This window comes from Niastella yeongjuensis (genome assembly GCF_900110245.1).
Lineage (GTDB): Bacteria > Bacteroidota > Bacteroidia > Chitinophagales > Chitinophagaceae > Niastella > Niastella yeongjuensis.
The window spans coordinates 512,824-529,927 of the sequence record NZ_FOCZ01000005.1 but is presented as its reverse complement, the minus strand read 5'-3'; the positions used below and the strand labels follow the sequence as shown (position 1 = coordinate 529,927).

14 protein-coding genes are annotated in these 17,104 nt (G+C 45.0%); 8 read left to right on the top strand and 6 right to left on the bottom strand.

The genetic code is table 11. The features are described from left to right. Positions 1-135: 135 nt before the first annotated feature. The gene (locus BMX95_RS16190) at positions 136-1,272 is read right to left on the bottom strand and encodes an NAD(P)/FAD-dependent oxidoreductase (RefSeq protein ID WP_262493619.1); all 1,137 of its coding nucleotides are present in this window, start codon (positions 1,270-1,272) and stop codon (positions 136-138) included. A 47-nt stretch (positions 1,273-1,319) separates the two neighbouring features. Between BMX95_RS16190 and BMX95_RS16185 the strand changes: the two genes are divergently transcribed. Next, complete coding sequence (locus BMX95_RS16185) at positions 1,320-2,072, top strand: DUF4197 domain-containing protein (RefSeq protein WP_081203632.1); 753 nt, start codon at positions 1,320-1,322, stop codon at positions 2,070-2,072. A 108-nt stretch (positions 2,073-2,180) separates the two neighbouring features. Here BMX95_RS16185 and lpdA read toward each other — a convergent pair whose 3' ends face one another. Beyond that, positions 2,181-3,584, bottom strand: coding sequence for a dihydrolipoyl dehydrogenase (lpdA, locus tag BMX95_RS16180; RefSeq protein WP_081203471.1), 1,404 nt, complete (start codon positions 3,582-3,584; stop codon positions 2,181-2,183). A gap of 288 nt (positions 3,585-3,872) precedes the next feature. On the opposite strand from lpdA, the gene BMX95_RS16175 reads away from it, so the two are divergent. From BMX95_RS16175 to BMX95_RS16160, 4 genes are all read left to right on the top strand, one after another. Further along, positions 3,873-5,009, top strand: a complete 1,137-nt coding sequence (locus BMX95_RS16175) for a serine hydrolase domain-containing protein (protein ID WP_081203470.1) — start codon at positions 3,873-3,875, stop codon at positions 5,007-5,009. Between the two features lie 143 nt (positions 5,010-5,152). Further along, the gene (gene bshB1 / locus BMX95_RS16170) at positions 5,153-5,890 is read left to right on the top strand and encodes a bacillithiol biosynthesis deacetylase BshB1 (RefSeq protein ID WP_081203469.1); all 738 of its coding nucleotides are present in this window, start codon (positions 5,153-5,155) and stop codon (positions 5,888-5,890) included. 173 nt (positions 5,891-6,063) lie between these two features. Further along, positions 6,064-6,942: a carbon-nitrogen hydrolase gene (locus tag BMX95_RS16165; protein WP_081203468.1), complete on the top strand. Its 879-nt coding sequence runs from the start codon at positions 6,064-6,066 to the stop codon at positions 6,940-6,942. Positions 6,943-7,088: 146 nt separating this feature from the next. Continuing rightward, entirely contained in the window at positions 7,089-8,129 is a 1,041-nt protein-coding gene (locus tag BMX95_RS16160; protein ID WP_081203467.1) for an agmatine deiminase family protein, read from the top strand. A gap of 104 nt (positions 8,130-8,233) precedes the next feature. Here the strand turns inward: BMX95_RS16160 and BMX95_RS16155 are convergent, their stop codons facing one another. The 3 genes from BMX95_RS16155 to BMX95_RS16145 form a co-directional block, all read right to left on the bottom strand. After that, on the bottom strand, positions 8,234-9,409 hold the full coding sequence (locus tag BMX95_RS16155) for a threonine synthase (protein ID WP_081203466.1): 1,176 nt from the start codon (positions 9,407-9,409) through the stop codon (positions 8,234-8,236). Between the two features lie 73 nt (positions 9,410-9,482). Continuing rightward, on the bottom strand, positions 9,483-10,391 hold the full coding sequence (locus tag BMX95_RS16150; protein ID WP_081203465.1) for a LysR substrate-binding domain-containing protein: 909 nt from the start codon (positions 10,389-10,391) through the stop codon (positions 9,483-9,485). Positions 10,392-10,499: 108 nt separating this feature from the next. Then, the gene (locus BMX95_RS16145; protein ID WP_081203464.1) at positions 10,500-11,330 is read right to left on the bottom strand and encodes a universal stress protein; all 831 of its coding nucleotides are present in this window, start codon (positions 11,328-11,330) and stop codon (positions 10,500-10,502) included. A gap of 137 nt (positions 11,331-11,467) precedes the next feature. Here BMX95_RS16145 and BMX95_RS16140 point away from each other — a divergent pair, with 137 nt between their 5' ends. After that, a complete protein-coding gene (locus tag BMX95_RS16140; protein ID WP_081203631.1) occupies positions 11,468-13,375 on the top strand; it encodes a beta-N-acetylhexosaminidase in 1,908 nt (635 codons plus the stop codon). Between the two features lie 1,077 nt (positions 13,376-14,452). Here the strand turns inward: BMX95_RS16140 and BMX95_RS16135 are convergent. Then, positions 14,453-15,688: an isocitrate dehydrogenase (NADP(+)) gene (locus tag BMX95_RS16135; protein ID WP_081203463.1), complete on the bottom strand. Its 1,236-nt coding sequence runs from the start codon at positions 15,686-15,688 to the stop codon at positions 14,453-14,455. Between the two features lie 193 nt (positions 15,689-15,881). Here BMX95_RS16135 and BMX95_RS16130 point away from each other — a divergent pair, with 193 nt between their 5' ends. Together BMX95_RS16130 and BMX95_RS16125 are read left to right on the top strand one after the other, a co-directional pair. After that, the gene (locus BMX95_RS16130) at positions 15,882-16,481 is read left to right on the top strand and encodes a Crp/Fnr family transcriptional regulator (protein ID WP_081203462.1); all 600 of its coding nucleotides are present in this window, start codon (positions 15,882-15,884) and stop codon (positions 16,479-16,481) included. 9 nt (positions 16,482-16,490) lie between these two features. After that, positions 16,491-17,102: a Crp/Fnr family transcriptional regulator gene (locus tag BMX95_RS16125; protein ID WP_081203461.1), complete on the top strand. Its 612-nt coding sequence runs from the start codon at positions 16,491-16,493 to the stop codon at positions 17,100-17,102. Positions 17,103-17,104 lie beyond the last annotated feature (2 nt).

Genomic DNA, 17,104 nt, shown 5'->3' with positions numbered 1-17,104 from the left:
ATGTTTATAATGCTACTACAAAGCCTGATATATTAAATATAGAACTTATTTAATAGTTGACAAAACAAATTAAATAACAATAATCCCAATCCTTGAACTTTAAACTTTCAACTTAAAACTTTCAACTTAAAACTTTCAACTTAATAATTTAGAAATCTGTTCCCCAATAACCGGTGCTAACGCAACCCCCATCCCACTCATTCTAACAGCACAGAAAACTTGTGGGGAAACTTCTTTTACAATAGGTAGTTTTTCATTACCCATTCCCATGATGCCGCTCCAGCGGTCGGTGATCGTGTAGGTATAACCGGGAAGAATGTATGTGCTGAGGAAATATTCCAGCTCTTGTTGAATGGTATCAGTGATGGAAAGTTCGGTGGTGGCTTCTTCTTCGAAGGCTTTGTTGCGGGCACCGCCTAATAACACACGATTACCTAGGTTGCGGAAATAATAATAACCTGCATCGAAATGAAAGGTGCCTTTGAGTGGTAAATTTTCAATAGGAGAGGTGACCAGTACCTGTCCACGCGCAGGAACAATATCCAACTCAGGTAATAACTGGCGGGCAAATGCATTGGTGCAGATAAGGACTTTGCCGGCTTTGAAATTTACAAACTGATTGGTGTATAGTTCTATATGATCGTTTACTTTTTCAAACCCGGTGATCTCGATCGCATTCAAAACGGTTACGCCCATCGATTGAACGGCCTGTAACAATGCCTGGCAGAGTTTGCCGGAGTGCAGGTAACCTTCCAGTTTGTTTTCTATCAGGTGTTCTACTTCGTGTAAACCGAGGGCATCGATTTTATCATCAGCCTGTTTAAAGGTTCGTTTTTTACCGGTTATTTCGTGTAGTAAAGTGTTTAACCGGTCAGTTTGATACGCCAGGACCGGTATTTTCTCCATGGGTATTTCGGGAAATAATTCATAACCGCCGCACATGTCAAAATCGATGGCCGATTCTTTAAATACCTTGCGGATGCGTTGCAGCCCTTTATAACGCATTTCAACCAGTTGCAGCATGCTGTCTTCCCCAAAGCGTTCGGCATCTTCTGCCAGTTCGGTAACGCTGCCAAAACAGGCAAAGCCGGCATTGCGGGTACTGGCCCCGGTGGGGATGATGCCCCTGTCTATAATAGCTACAGAAAGGGCCGGATCGTTCTTTTTAAGATGCCAGGCGCACCAAAGGCCTACCAGTCCACTGCCCACGATGATCACATCTTTTGGTGCATAAAAACTTTCTTTTTCCCAAACTGATATTTGCATTTTTATAATTTTACGGCTTAATCTTGCAAAAATTAATCAGCAAACAATTGATGATGAAAAGAATTATCCAATTATTATCCTGTGTATTACTGCTTTCCGTATTCACTGGATGCGAAAGTACGCAGCAGATCATTAAAACCATTGAACAGAATTATCCGGCAGCTGCGGGTACCGGTACCGGAACCGGGTTGAGCACTGCTGATATTGTAGCCGGCTTAAAACAAGCCCTGGAAGTAGGCGCCCAGAATTCTGGCAATCAGCTTTCTGCCCTCGATGGGTTCTTTAAAAATGCCGCTATTAAGATTTTGTTACCCGAGGAAGCTCAAAAGGTAGAAAAGACCTTGCGCGACCTGGGAATGGGCAGCCTGGTTGATAAAGCAGTTTTATCACTGAACCGGGCCGCTGAGGATGCTACCAAATCTGCCGCGCCTATATTTGTTGATGCCATCAAAAGCATGACCATTTCGGATGCGCTGGGTATATTAAAAGGCGGGGATATGGCCGCTACCAATTTCCTGAAGACAAAAACAACTTCATCCCTGACTTCAGCCTTTAAGCCTGTTATTCAATCGTCGCTTGATAAAGTAAGCGCCACCAAGTACTGGGGTGATGTATTTACTACCTATAATAAGTTTGCCACCAATAAGATCAATCCGGATTTAAGTGGTTTTGTAACTGATAAGGCCATCACCGGTATCTTTTACCAGGTTGGACTGGAAGAACAAAAGATCCGCAAAGATCCTGTTTCGCGCGTAACTGATCTGTTGAAGAAGGTATTCGGAAGCAAGGAAGCACAAGGTTCATAGTTGAAAGTTGAAAGTTGAAAGTTTAAAGTTGAAAGTTTGTCGCTACGACGATAAAGAAAAAGGGGCACCTGAATTCAGATGCCCCTTTTTTATTGTAAAGCTTTCTTATTAGATGTGGATCGCTTCGCCATAAGCTACTTCAACAGCTTCCTTGATGTTCTCACTCATGGTTGGGTGAGGGTGGATGGCATCCAGTACTTCATGGTAAGTTGTTTCCAGCTTGCGGGCAACTACGGTTTCGGCAATCATTTCGGTAACGTTGTAACCGATCATGTGTGTACCGAGCCATTCGCCGTATTTAGCATCGAAGATCACTTTTATGAAACCTTCGTTATGTCCGGCAGCAGTAGCTTTACCGGCAGCGCTTAACGGGAATTTACCTACTTTAATTTCATAACCGGCATCTTTAGCCTGTTTTTCGGTCATACCAACTGAAGCAACTTCAGGTGTGCAATAAGTACAGCCTGGTACGTTGCCGTAATCCAGTGCTTCGGGTTGGTGGTTGTATTTCTTTTCACCGTAGGCAATGTTTTCAACGCAAATGATACCTTCTTTAGAAGCTACGTGCGCCAATGCCTGACCAGGAACGCAGTCACCGATAGCGTAAATGCCTGGTACGTTGGTTTTGTAATATTTGTCTACAGCAATTTTGCCTTTCTCAGTTTTTACACCGAGTTCTTCCAGACCAATACCTTCGATGTTGGCAGCAACCCCTACAGCGCTCAGTACTACATCGGCTTCGAGGACAACTTCACCATCTTTGGTTTTTACTTTGGCTTTAACACCATTTCCGCTGGTATCTACGCTGGTAACTTCAGAGCTGGTCATGATCTCGATGCCATTCTTCTTGAAGTTCTTTGCCAGTTCTTTTGAAATTTCTTCGTCTTCAACAGGAACGATGCGGTCCATGAATTCAACGATGGTAACTTTAGTACCCAGGGCAGCGTAGAAGTAACCAAATTCAACCCCAATGGCACCACTACCTACCACGATCATGCTTTTAGGTTGCGTAGGCAACACCATAGCTTCGCGATAACCAATGATCTTTTTGCCATCTATTTTCAGGCTGGGCAGTTCGCGGCTGCGACCACCGGTTGCCAGAATGATATTTTTTGCTTCAACGATCTGTGATTTGCCATCAGCGCCTTTTACTTCAATTTGACCTTTGGCTTTCAGTTTTCCGAAGCCCATGATCACGTCGATCTTGTTCTTCTTCATCAGGAACTGAACACCTTTGCTCATTTTGTCGGCTACACCGCGGCTGCGTTTGATTACTGCCGAAAAATCAGCGGTTCCAGTGGCTTCAATACCATAATCTTTAGAGTGCTTAATGTATTCAAAAACCTGGGCGCTTTTCAGCAGGGCTTTGGTGGGAATACAGCCCCAGTTCAAACAAATACCACCCAAACTTTCCTTTTCAATGATTGCGGTTTTGAATCCCAGTTGAGATGCCCGGATAGCTGCCACATATCCGCCGGGGCCGCTTCCGAGAACTACTACGTCGTATGCCATTTCGATTTACGATTTTAGATTTTACGATTTCTGATTCTTCCGGCAGTATTCTATTACTGTCTATTACTGACTTACTTCGTCTTTTTTCGAATAAAGACCTGCGAAGCTACTCGAAAATGAGAAAAGAGCAAAAAAAAGGGACTGCCACTGTGCCGGAGCTTTTGCAATAATTTTTATTGTGTTATGTATTCCTTTTTTTTACACAAGTCACAAAAAAATAGTTAATAACCAATTAAATGGCTCAAACAGGTTGGTTCAATTTACTATCTTCAATTAACAACGACTGCTATGAAAAAGTTTATTCGCGTAATTGTGACCCTTATTCTGGTGATAATTGTGGCCTTCAGCGCCTATGCAGTTATCTCAGGCCGCATCTACCTGTTTGAAGCGGTATGGTACAATTTTGCCGATATCGACGATTATAAAAAATTCACCAATAACCCGGTGGTAACAGGCGAACCGCAGCCCTGGGACCTTTCTGCCAACTACAATAAAAACCCGTTGCCGGCCTCGCTGAAGAAAATGCTGGAAGACCTGGAAACCGTGGCGGTACTGGCCATAAAGAACGATTCCATTCTGTATGAGTTTTACTGGGACGGCTACAGCGATTCTTCCCTGTCGGGCTCCTTTTCCATGGCCAAAAGTATTACCAGCCTGCTGATAGGCGCTGCCATCAAAGAAGGCAAAATACAGTCCCTGGAAGAACCGGCAGGTGATTTTCTGCCCGAATTCAGGACCGGCGAAAAGGCCCGGGTCCGCATTGTTGACCTGCTTACCATGAGCAGCGGCAGCAATTGGGACGAATCTTACGCCAACCCTTTTTCAGTAACCACCGAATTATATTACGGACATGATGCCTATAAAACAGCAACCGGGGTTGGTATCATTCATCCACCAGGGACGCTGCATTATTACAAATCGGGCGATACCCAGTTATTAGGCCTGATATTGGAAAAAGCCACCGGCAAATCGCTCAGCGCCTATGCTTCTGAAAAGTTATGGCAGCCATTGGGGGCCGAACACGCCGCCTTATGGAGCACCGATCAGGTGGGCGGGAACGAAAAAGCCTACTGCTGCTTTAACTCCAATGCCCGCGATTTTGCCCGGCTGGGCCAGCTGATGCTGGACAGCGGCCGCTGGAAGGGCAATGAGATCATTCCCATGGATTATTACCTCAATTCTATAAAACCCTGCAATATTCCCGATGACAGCGGACTGCGTTGTACCTACTATGGCTACCAGTGGTGGATCATTCCCAGCAAACCCCAGATCTTTTATGCCCGCGGTATCTTAGGGCAATATGTCATCGTTATTCCTTCCACAAAAACAGTCATTGTGCGGCTTGGGAAAAAACGGGCAAATGAGCGTATAGACAATGCCCCTGCGGAGGTTGACGCGCTTATCCGGTGGGGACTACTGTTTTAAGTTTTAAGTTGAAAGTTTTAAGTTGAAAGTTTAAAGTTTAAAGTTGAAAGTTTAAGGTTTTAAGTGCCCGCTTAGGGATTGATCTTTAAACTTTGACCTTAAAACTTTGAACTAAATACTACCTTTGCCGCTCAAATTTTTTTATGAAACTGGATTTACTGGCCATTGGCGTTCATCCTGATGATGTGGAGCTAAGCTGTTCAGGCACACTGATCAATGAAATAAAGCGGGGCAAGAAAGGCGGGATCATCGATCTTACCCAGGGTGAGCTTGGAACAAGAGGTACCATTGAAACCCGTTATGCGGAAGCTGCCAAAGCTGCTGAGATCATGGGAGTGGAGGTGCGCGTTAACCTGAAAATGCGGGATGGTTTTTTCCGCAATGATGAAGAACATCAATTGAAGCTGATACAGGCCATCAGGACCTATCAGCCCGAAGTAGTGCTGGCAAATGCCCTGGACGACCGGCACCCCGATCATGGCCGTGCCGGCCAGCTGATCGCTACTTCCTGTTTTTTGGCCGGACTGGCGAAAATTGAAACCAAAGACGAAAGTGGTAAACCACAACCGCGCTGGCGCCCCAAATATGTATTGCACTATTTGCAGGACTGGTACCATGAACCCGATCTGCTGGTAGATATTACCGATGTATTTGATCAGCGTATGGAGGCCATTCTGGCCTATAGGACCCAGTTTTTCAATGATGTAGATGGGCACGAAGGGCCACAAACCTATATTTCTTCCCCCGATTTTCTGGACAGTGTAACCGGCCGCGCCCGGATGATGGGTAAACGCATTGGGGTGAAATACGCCGAAGGGTTTGTCAGTGAGAAGAAGATCGGCATCAGCAGTCTGGATGCCCTGTTACAGGTAGAAACCTAGTGGCCCTCCTATGCCCTTCGGCTGCCATAGCCCTGGCGACGGCAGCAAGGCTTCGGCGGGCAACGTTGGAAAAGTTAACAAGTTGATAAGATACCGATTCAACAAATCAGGCGGTTCCTTGTTATTATGCAGACAAAGAATTAAGAACTAAAACAAAGAACATAGAACAAGAAATGACAAAAGTAAAAATAGGCCTGGTGCAAATGAGCTGCACCAACGAAAAACAAGCTAACCTGCAAAAAGCAATTGAAAAAATACGTGAGGCGGCAGCCAAAGGTGCTCAGATCGTTTGTTTGCAGGAGTTATTTACTTCGCCGTACTTCTGCGATGTGGAAGATTACGACAACTTTAAACTGGCAGAGCCTATTCCTGGTCCTTCAACCGAAGCATTGGGTAAAGTAGCCGCGGAAACGGGCGTGGTTGTCATTGCTTCTTTGTTTGAAAAAAGAGCACAAGGCCTTTATCACAATACAACGGCGGTACTGGATGCCGATGGCACTTACCTGGGCAAGTACCGCAAAATGCATATCCCCGATGATCCGGCGTATTACGAGAAATTCTATTTCACACCCGGCGATTTGGGCTATAAAGTATTCAAAACAAAATTTGCCACCATTGGCGTGCTGATCTGCTGGGACCAGTGGTATCCTGAAGCTGCCCGCATTACTTCACTGATGGGCGCTGAGATCCTGTTTTACCCCACTGCTATCGGCTGGGCTACTTCGCAGGACGATGCTACCAATGTAGAGCAATACAATGCCTGGCAAACCATTCAACGCAGCCATTCCGTGGCAAACGGCGTACACGTAGTAAGTGTAAACCGCGTTGGACTGGAACAAAACGGCGCTATGAAATTCTGGGGTGGTTCATTTGTGAGCAATCCGTTTGGAACTGTTTTATACGAGGCTTCTCACGATAAAGAAGAAGTGCATGTGATAGAATTGAATACCGAGTTGAGCGATCGCTACCGCACACACTGGCCGTTTATGCGCGACCGCAGAATCGACTCTTACCAGCCAATTACGAAAAGATATATAGACGACGAAGCATAATTGGCTTATAAGCATAGGCAAACTGAAGTGCAGTTTCAGGTTACAAGTTACAGGTTGCAGGGAAATCCATAGCAGTAAAGCCCTGAAACCTGAAACTTGCAACTGCAGTTTATCACCACGAATAAAGCAATTAAGAACAAAGGCTAATGAATACACCCAAAGAACTCGGTTATTATTTCCCCGCTGAATTTGCACCACATACAGCTACCTGGCTGAGCTGGCCGCATAAGGAAGCATCATGGCCCGGCAAAATTGAAACGATCTATCCTTTCTACAGTCAGTTTATAAAAGAAGTGGCGAAAGGCGAGGAAGTATGCATCAATGTAGTAGACGATGCCATGAAAGCCTTTGCTATTAAATGCCTCACCGAAGCAGGCGCCGATTTGGGTAAGATCAAATTCTTTATTCACCCAACCAACGATGCATGGTGCCGCGATCACGGTCCGGCGTTTTTAATAAACCCTACTGCGGATATCAAAAAAGTGATCGTTGACTGGGGATATAATGCCTGGGGTAATAAATATCCGCCCTTCGATCTGGATGATGTAATTCCAACTTTAATAGGCAAGCACTATAACATTCCCGTTTACCATCCTGGTATTGTAATGGAGGGTGGTTCGGTTGAATTTAATGGACAGGGTACCTTGCTGACCTCAACAGCCTGTTTGTTGAATCCTAACCGTAACCCGCATTTGAACCAGCAGCAGATAGAAGAATACCTGTATAACTATTATGGTGTTGAACAGGTATTGTGGGTTGATGAAGGTATTGTGGGCGATGATACCGATGGCCATATCGATGATACCGTTCGGTTTGTAAATGCCAATACCGTATTAACGGTGGTAGAAGAAAACAAACAGGATGAGAACTACGAATTGCTGCAACACAACCTGCGTCAGTTAAAACAAATGCGGTTGTTTAATGGCCAGCAATTGAATGTGATAGAGTTGCCTATGCCCGATGCTATCGAATATGAAGGGCAGCGCTTACCAGCCTCTTATGCCAATTTTTATATTGCCAATTCGGCGGTAATAGTTCCTACCTACCGCAGCGCCAATGATGATAAAGCATTACAAATTATTCAGCAAAGTTTCCCCGATCGTAAAGTGATCGGGATCGATTCCACAGATATTATCTGGGGACTGGGGAGTTTCCACTGTTTAAGTCAGCAGGAGCCGGCTGTTTAATACTGTCGATAAAGAATTATTCCCTTGAGAAAGGATTGTTTTCTCAGGGGAATTTTTATTTAAAAAAGGGGCCAGCCATTGGCCAGCCCCGCATTAACCGTCCCTTATAGAATATTTTCGAGGTATTTGTATCCGGTACCTGTATTGAGTAGTAAGATCTTTTCAGCGCGTTGCACGGTGCCTTCCTGCACCAGTTGTAACAGTCCTTTCCACAGTGCGCCGCCTTCCGGTGCAATGATCAATCCTTCTTTATAGGCAATTTCTTTTACTGCAGCTACCATATCATCATCACTTACTGCAACCGGTTGTCCTTTCGATTCGCGCAGTGCTTTCAATATCATGTCTTCTGCAAATGGATTTGGTACTGCCAGTCCGTTAGCCAGTGAAGGTTGGCCTATGTAATTCTTGGCGTTGGGTTGTAAGCCTTTCCAGGTTTGCATCACGGGCTGACAATTCTCTGCCTGTATTGCATACAGACGGGGGAGTTTTTCACCGATCCAGCCCATTTGTTGCATTTCTTTAAAGGCCTTCCACATGCCAATTAAACCGGTACCGCCGCCAGTGGGGTAGAGGATCACGTCGGGTAATGTCCAGCCAAATTGTTCGGCTATTTCATACCCCATGGTCTTCTTGCCTTCGAGGCGGTAAGGTTCTTTCATGGTTGAAATATCGAAGCAATTGATGGAATCTTTCAACTGTGCTACTTTCTTTGCACAATCGCTGATGAGCCCGTCAACCAGTATCAGCTCTGCGCCATATAATTCACATTCATCTTTAAACACCTGGGGCGTATGACGCGGCATTACCACAATGGCTTTTATATCTGCCTTGGCGCAATAAGCGGCTAATGCACCTCCTGCATTGCCAGCGGTTGGGATAATACAGGTTTGAAAACCGAATTCTTTTGCTTTACTAACGGCTGCGCTTAATCCTCTTGCTTTAAAAGAACCGGTTGGGTTTTTTGATTCGTCTTTCAAAAAAAGGTTAGGCAATTCGTAAGCCGATTGTAACCGTTTTAATTCAAGAATGGGGGTCATGCCTTCGCCCAGGCTCACGATATTCTCTTCTTCAAAAACAGGCAACACTTCTTTATATCGCCACATGGTGGCTTCCCGGTTATACAGCACCGTTCTTTCCGGTACTTCAGCTAAATTGTATTGTGCTACCAGGGGTTTGTTGCAGCAGGGTGAAAAGGTTTGCGGCTCAAAGGCACTGTATGTTTGTCCGCATTGCGAACAGGCCAGTTGTGTTAAGGAAGTAAGTGTGTGTACTGTTTTCATTGCAAATGTCAAATGGATGACGATGTAAAAGTAATGACCACTTGCAAGTGAAACGATACCGATTGCTTATATGCTATAACTTTTTGTTATAATGGCTGGTGGCAAGTTTTATAAAGAGTTGATTGATACGGTCTGTTTCAGAGCCACGGCGTTGCATAAAATAAAAGGAACGATGGATGGTTAAACCCGGGATGGTTAACCGAACCAGTTCGCCGTTTTTCAGTTGCCGGGCTACTGACCGCAATGGTAAAAAGCCCAGACAGGTATCGTCGAGCAGAAAATTCTTCAGCGCTTCGGTGCCACCTAAAACAATTTTGTGTTGCAGGTCGGCAATGCTGAGTTTGCATTTTTGTAATGCTTCTGTTACGGCCAGCAAGGTGCCTGATCCTCTTTCGCGGAGGGCCACCGGTATGGTCTTTAATTCCTCTGGCGAGATGTTTTTCTTTTTTACCAGGCTGCTTTTGGCACTGCAAACCGGTATTACCTCATCTGTTAAAAAGAACTGATATTTTACTGAGGTAATGGTGTTGCGGCCTTCGGTAATGGCCAGGTCAATTTCATGATCGAGCAGCGCCTTTAATATGTTTTCGGAGTTGCGGTTCACCAGCTTCAGATCGATATTGGGATATTGCTGGTGAAAGGCAGAAAAAACCGGGGGGATCACGTACAGGGAAATAGTGGTGCTGGTGCCCAGCGTAAACGATCCTTTTGCCAGTTGCAGGTCTTTTTGAATACTCATGTCGAACTCGAGCTGGCGTTGCAATTCGCGGCCTTTTACTACATATTCAAGCAGAATTTTTCCTTCACTGGTAAGAGATACGGTATTGCCTTTGCGTTCGAACAGACTTATTTTATAATGTTTTTCGAGCGACTGGATGTGTTTGGTAATAGCGGGCTGGCTGATGTACAGGATATCGGCAGCTTTGGAAAAGCTGAGGTGGGTGGCTACTTCGAAAAAAACTTCATGACTGTAACTTAGCATGGTTCTTAGTTCTGAGTTCTTAGATTTGGGTTGCGAAGGAGGGCCTGCCTTTAGAAAAAAAGGCGCAACCTTTCGGCTACGCCTGTTATCAATACGTTATATCCCCGCTTATTCATGAATAGCAACAATGGGAACGTGGCTGTGATAGGCCAGTCTTTTGGTGTGGCTGGTTTTGAAGAGGCTGGGAACAAATGACCGGTCTTTTGGCACAATCAGGATCAGATCGATGTTTTTATCATCTACATACTGGCTGATGGCGTCGAAGAAATCATACTGCCTGATGAAAGAGAACTCAGGTTTATAATCCTTGAACATCACTTCCAGTTTTTTTCTTTCTGCCTTGTATTCATCGGTCAGTTCTACATAGTGTTCACTGTCTACATTCACAATATGCAGGGCTGGTTTAAACAGGTCGAGCGTGGCTTTCAGCGGTGCTACCGGAATGCTGGTTTCCACCTCTTTAAAGTCGCTGGCCAGTACTACATTTTTGATAGTGCGGTATTTTGCATCCGGTGGAATGATCAAAACCGGGCAGGCACTTTCTTTGGCCATATCGAGGGTATTGCTGCCCATAAAGATCTGTTCGAGCCGGGTAGCGCCGGTAATACCCATCACTACGATGTCGATGGCCTGATAACGTACGTAACGCGTTAAGGTCTCCACCAGGGATGAACCTTTTTCCATCGCAAACTCAATGGGTGCCTGAGGTACTACTGCCAGTAATTCGTCTTTCAATTGGCTAAGGGCCTGCGTTAAAATAACCCGGCGGTCATCATCGTCCTCGGTAAGCGGAGAACCGTCTGATCCACCTGTAATCTTATCTGACACATGAATTAATATAATCTTGGCATTTTGAATGTCTGCGGCCATTTGCGCAGCAAACAAAGCTGCGTTCTTTGATGTGTCGGAGAAGTCAGTAGGAACAAGCAATTTCTTCATGTGTTTTGATTGTTTTTGGGAAGTTACAAATTAATGATCATTCCATGAAGAGGATCAATCGTTTGCGTTAATTTTCTGCTATCTGAGCGGTGAAATTCCCTTAATTTTAAACTCGTCACCACAATTAAATGCCTAAAATGAAATCACTCAGCCTGTTATTTGCCAGTTTCTGGATGGTTGCTGCTGCCGTATCCCAAACCACTTCAGACATTTCCATCATTCCACAGCCGGTTTCCCTTGAAAAAAAGACCGCCCGTTTTGTGCTTACCAATCAAACTAAAATAGTGGCCGATGCTAAAAATGCCGATTTGCAACGGATTGCCGGGTATTTTTCAAGCCAGGTAAAAACAGCCACTGGTTTTACCATGGCCACGGCTCCCCAAACGGTTAAAACCAATGTGATCAGTTTTACATTGAACCGCACTGCTGATAAAACCTTAGGAAAAGAAGGATATTCCATAGATGTAACAGCTGCCGGTGTGCAGGTTGCTGCCAATGACCCTGCCGGTTTGTTTTATGCCGTGCAAACCCTGGTGCAATTACTACCCAAAGAAATTGAAAGTAAATCGGTGGTAAAGAAAACCAGCTGGGTTATTCCCGGTGTACACATTACCGATTACCCCCGTTTTGCCTGGCGGGGTTTGATGTTTGATGTAGCCCGTCACTTCTTCACCAAAGAACAGGTAAAAGAGTTCATCGATGATATGGTGAAGTATAAATATAACTTATTACACTTACACCTGACCGATGACCAGGGCTGGCGTATTGAAATAAAATCGCTGCCTAAATTAACCGAAGTAGGCGCCTGGCGGGTAGAGAGGACCGGTACCTTCGGCACTTTAACGCCACCCGCCGAAAATGAGCCGCGTACCTATGGCGGTTTTTATACGCAGGATGATATAAAAGAACTGATAAAATATGCGGCCGACCGTTTTGTGAACATTATGCCCGAAATAGATGTGCCCGGTCACAGCATGGCTATGGTAGCCAGTTATCCTGAACTTTCCTGCACACCCGGTTCTTACCACGTTAGTGCAGGCGAAAAATTCATGCAATGGACCGATACCGGTTTTTATGCCCTGGTTGATAATACCCTGTGCCCTGCCAATGACAAAGTATATGAAGCGCTGGATAAAGTGTTTACGGAAGTTGCGCAGCTATTCCCCTTTGAATACATCCATATGGGGGGTGATGAGTGCGCGAAGAATTTCTGGGAGAAAAGCGATGCCATCAAACAACTGATGCAAAAGGAAAACCTGAAGGACATGCATGAGGTGCAAAGCTATTTTGTAAAAAGAGTGGAAAAGATCATCGAGTCGAAAGGGAAAAAACTGCTTGGCTGGGATGAGATCCTGGAAGGTGGTCTGGCACCTAATGCGGCCGTTATGAGCTGGCGCGGGTCGAAGGGTGGGGCAGAAGCGGCTAAAATGCAGCATGAGGTGGTTATGAGCCCTAATAACAACGTATACATTGACCTGATGCAGGGCGACGGTGCTATTGAGCCGCCGGTGTATAAAACGGTGCTGTTGAAAAGCAGCTACCAGTTTGAACCCATCCCTGAGGGGGCAGATCCCAAATACATCAAGGGCGGACAGGCAAACCTGTGGACAGAACAGATCTATAACATGCGTCATGCGCAGTATATGACCTGGCCCAGGGCTTTTGCCGTGGCCGAGAGTGTTTGGTCGCCTAAGGAGAAAAAGGACTGGAATGACTTTATACGCCGGGTAGAAGCTCATTTCGGTCGTTTCGATGTAGCCGGGATCAAATATGCGCCCAGTATGTACGATCCTGTTTTTGATGTGAACAAGGAAGGAGATCAGCTGAAAGTGGAGCTGAACCCGCAAATAGAAGGACTGGACCTCTACTACAGTTTTGATAATTCATTCCCCGATCGCTTTTATCCCAAATACACGCAGCCGGTATTGGTACCTAAAGATGCGGTTACCATACGGGTGATTTCGTACAGGGGTAAGGAGCCTATCGGCAGAATGATCACCATGCCGGTAGCGACCTTGAAAGCGAGAGCTGACAGGAAGAAATAAATAGGTAAAATGTACAAATAAAGGGCGTGCCACGGTTCCAAACCGTGGCACGCCCTTTAAAATAAAATAGGAACGCCGGCCGTACTTTTGTTTAATCCTTCACGTGTACATGGGCGTTCCCCTGGCAAGAGACTTTTTATACTGGAATCGTATTTTTCACATTCAATATTTAACGTTCGGGCTTTTAAAACTAATGGCAAAATATTTTTTGTTGTAATATCTAAGCCGGTGATTTTGCAGCCACTCCATAAAGGCATCTACGCTGTAACTTATGAAAAAATTGCACAGCATTGCCCGCACACTTCGATGTTTTCATACACATTATTGAATCTTTAACACTCTTACTAAACTGTAGGCGCAACGGATTTATTGCGTGCGCTGTCAATTAAAATAGATCATCGACCCTGTATAACAAGGTGATGATTAACCGCTAAGCATGCGAAGTGCTTTCTGCGTTTGTTCTGTACATAGTTTAGGGTTAAATCAATCATTATGTGGTCTTCTCCCGGTTCCAGCCCAGGGAGGAGACCTTTTTGTGGAAATTATGTCGCAGGAATGGGGATTGGCCGTTCCTTAACAGGGTTTTTACGATTGGAAGAGGGTTAGGCATAATTGATGTAGGAAGGGCAGAAGGCAGAGGGCCGAAAGCCTCGACGCGGCGGTGCCTTTCAACTTTCAACTTAAAACTTTGAACTAATTAAAATAGGTAAGTTAAGGGGTATTATCATCACAAAAGGCTCTTCCGTCTGTTCGGGAGGGCCTTCTTTTTGGTAACCACCTGAATGCAATATGCGTTCAGGACATCCCAAAACCTAAGACAGACTTAACCCGGACCTAACAGGGAGAAAATCCCTTCCTGGTCCCTGTCAGGTCCCTGTCAGGTCCCTGTTAGGTCCTTGTTAGGTCCCTGTTATTTGATTCAGGAATTCTGGGCTGAGGGAAGGCAGGGGCAGGTCAAAGAAAAAAATACCTAAAAATTATGGGGCGGTTTTTTTCCACAAATAAAAAAGCGCTCCGCGGAAAACGGAACGCTTTTTATTGAGGTATAACCTGTTTATATCGTTGATCTGATATGTATTACAGACCCATTTTCTTTTTCAGGTTGGTGTCGATGGCATCCAGGAATTCTTCAGTATACAGGAAGTCTTTTCCGTGTTCTACTTTATTTCCATGAATACAAACGGCCAAATCTTTAGTCATTTTACCACTTTCAACTGTTTCTATACAAGTAGACTCTAATGTGTTGCAGAAGTCGATAAGAGCCTGGTTGCCGTCCAGTTTACCGCGGAAGGCCAAACCTCTTGTCCATGCGAAGATGGAAGCGATAGGGTTGGTGCTGGTTGGTTTTCCTTTCTGGTGGTCGCGATAGTGGCGTGTTACGGTGCCATGGGCAGCTTCGGCTTCCATGGTTTTGCCGTCGGGGGTAATTAAAACAGACGTCATTAAGCCCAGAGAACCAAAGCCTTGTGCAACTGTGTCGCTTTGAACATCGCCATCGTAGTTCTTACAAGCCCAAACAAAATTGCCATTCCATTTCAGGGCGCTGGCAACCATGTCATCGATCAGGCGGTGCTCATAAACGATACCGGCTGCGTCGAAGGCTGTTTTGAACTCGTTGTTGAAGATCTCTTCGAAAATATCCTTGAAACGACCATCGTATTTTTTCAGGATAGTATTTTTGGTGCTCAGGTACAAAGGCCATTTTTTTGCGAGGGCCATGTTGAAGCAGCTACGGGCGAAACCTTTGATGCTTTCGTCGGTATTGTACATGGTCATGGCAACACCATCACCTTTAAAGTTATATACTTCAAAAGTTTGTGGTTCGCCACCACCTTCGGGTGTAAAGGTCATGGTCAATTTGCCTTTTCCTTTGATAACAGTATCGGTAGCGCGGTATTGATCACCAAAAGCGTGACGGCCAACGATGATGGGAGCAGTCCAGTTGGTAACCAGGCGAGGGATATTGTTGATTACGATGGGCTCACGGAAAACTGTACCGTCCAGGATGTTACGGATGGTACCATTGGGGCTCTTCCACATTTGTTTCAGGGAGAATTCCTTTACTCGGGCCTCGTCGGGGGTGATTGTAGCACATTTGATTCCTACACCATACTGTTTGATAGCATTGGCGGCATCAATAGTAACCTGGTCGTTGGTTTGGTCGCGGTATTCAACACCCAGGTCGAAGTATTTAATATCGACGTTAACGTAGGGAAGGATGAGTTTGTCCTTGATGAACTTCCAGATAATGCGTGTCATTTCATCGCCATCCAGTTCTACAACAGGATTCTGTACATTGATTTTTTGTGCCATAGATGCTTTTTTTTTGCCTTCAAATAAGGGTGCAAACCTACAGCAGAATGGCCAAATGTGCAAAAGGCTTTTTAGCTTCCAAACAGCGTACAGGTATGATGTTTTTTCACCAACCCGTACATGGTTGTACTTATAAAAATGAGGCTCCCGGTTAAACCAAAGTAATAATTGTTGATAAATTCTAACTTGCAATATGGTTGCTATATTACAGAAGTATATAGACCAGTTTATCGATCTTCCGGCGGAAGAACTGGAGGCTCTTATCAATTCGATTGAAGTAAGACAGGTTGATAAAAAAGTTCGGCTAACAGATATAGGAGATTCTGAAAAGTATTTGTACTTCGTGATTAAGGGGTTAGCCCGAAAATTTTTCCTAAAAGGCAAAGAAGAGATAATAACCCAGATAGCCAAAGAAGGAGAGTTGATCTCTTCTTCCGTATCTTATTTTTCCGGAATGCCCAGTACCTACGTGATAGAAACCGTAGAACCTACCACCTTTTACTCCCTTGCTCACGACAGAGCTGAACAACTATACAGCCGTTACCCCAAGTTGGAACGGTTGAGCCGGTTGATCATAACCGAGTTGTTTTTGCAAAAAGAAGTATGGGAACTGGAACGCATCCGGTATAGCACAAAAGAGCGATTTTTGCGTTTTATGAACGATAATCCGGAGTTGTTTCAACGGGTGCCGCAGAAATACCTGGCATCTTACCTGAATATAAAACCGGAAACTTTCAGCCGGCTCAAGCATTTGTTGAGAAGTAAAAAATCAGATGCACCTTATCTTAAATGATGAATTGTTATGGGGGATAAAAATATTGTTGCCAGGGACGTTTTTGAACACCTTCTGGTAAGCCTGCAGCGGTTTTCCACTATCAGCCGCGAAGGGATGGAACAATTGATACCTTACCTGGAGATCCGCCAATTTGAGAAAAAGAAGAAACTCGTGAACCTGGGCGAAATGGAGGATTACATGAATGTGGTTGTGAAAGGCCTCGCTCGCAAATATGTACCTTCTTCCATCAGGGGTGAAGTAACCCTGCAATTGGCTACCGAAGGGCATTTTATTCAATCTGAAATATCTTTTCACCACCGTGTTCCGTCTGATGTGATCATTCAGACGCTGGAGCCTACCGTGCTGGTATCTATCCGGCACGACCGCATGAATGAGGCCCTGGATAAAATTCCCGAAGCGGAAGAGCTGGGCCGCGTCATCATTATGCAAATGTTCATTAAAAAAGATGCCCGTTATTTCGATCAGCTAAACACGTCTACCCGCGATCGTTTCCTTCAATATATGAACAATCACCCGCATATGTTGCAGCGGGTACCGCAAAAGATCTTAGCGTCTTACCTTAATATAAAACCAGAGACTTTTAGCAGGTTGAAGCATCTGCTGTTACAGAAGAAATAGTT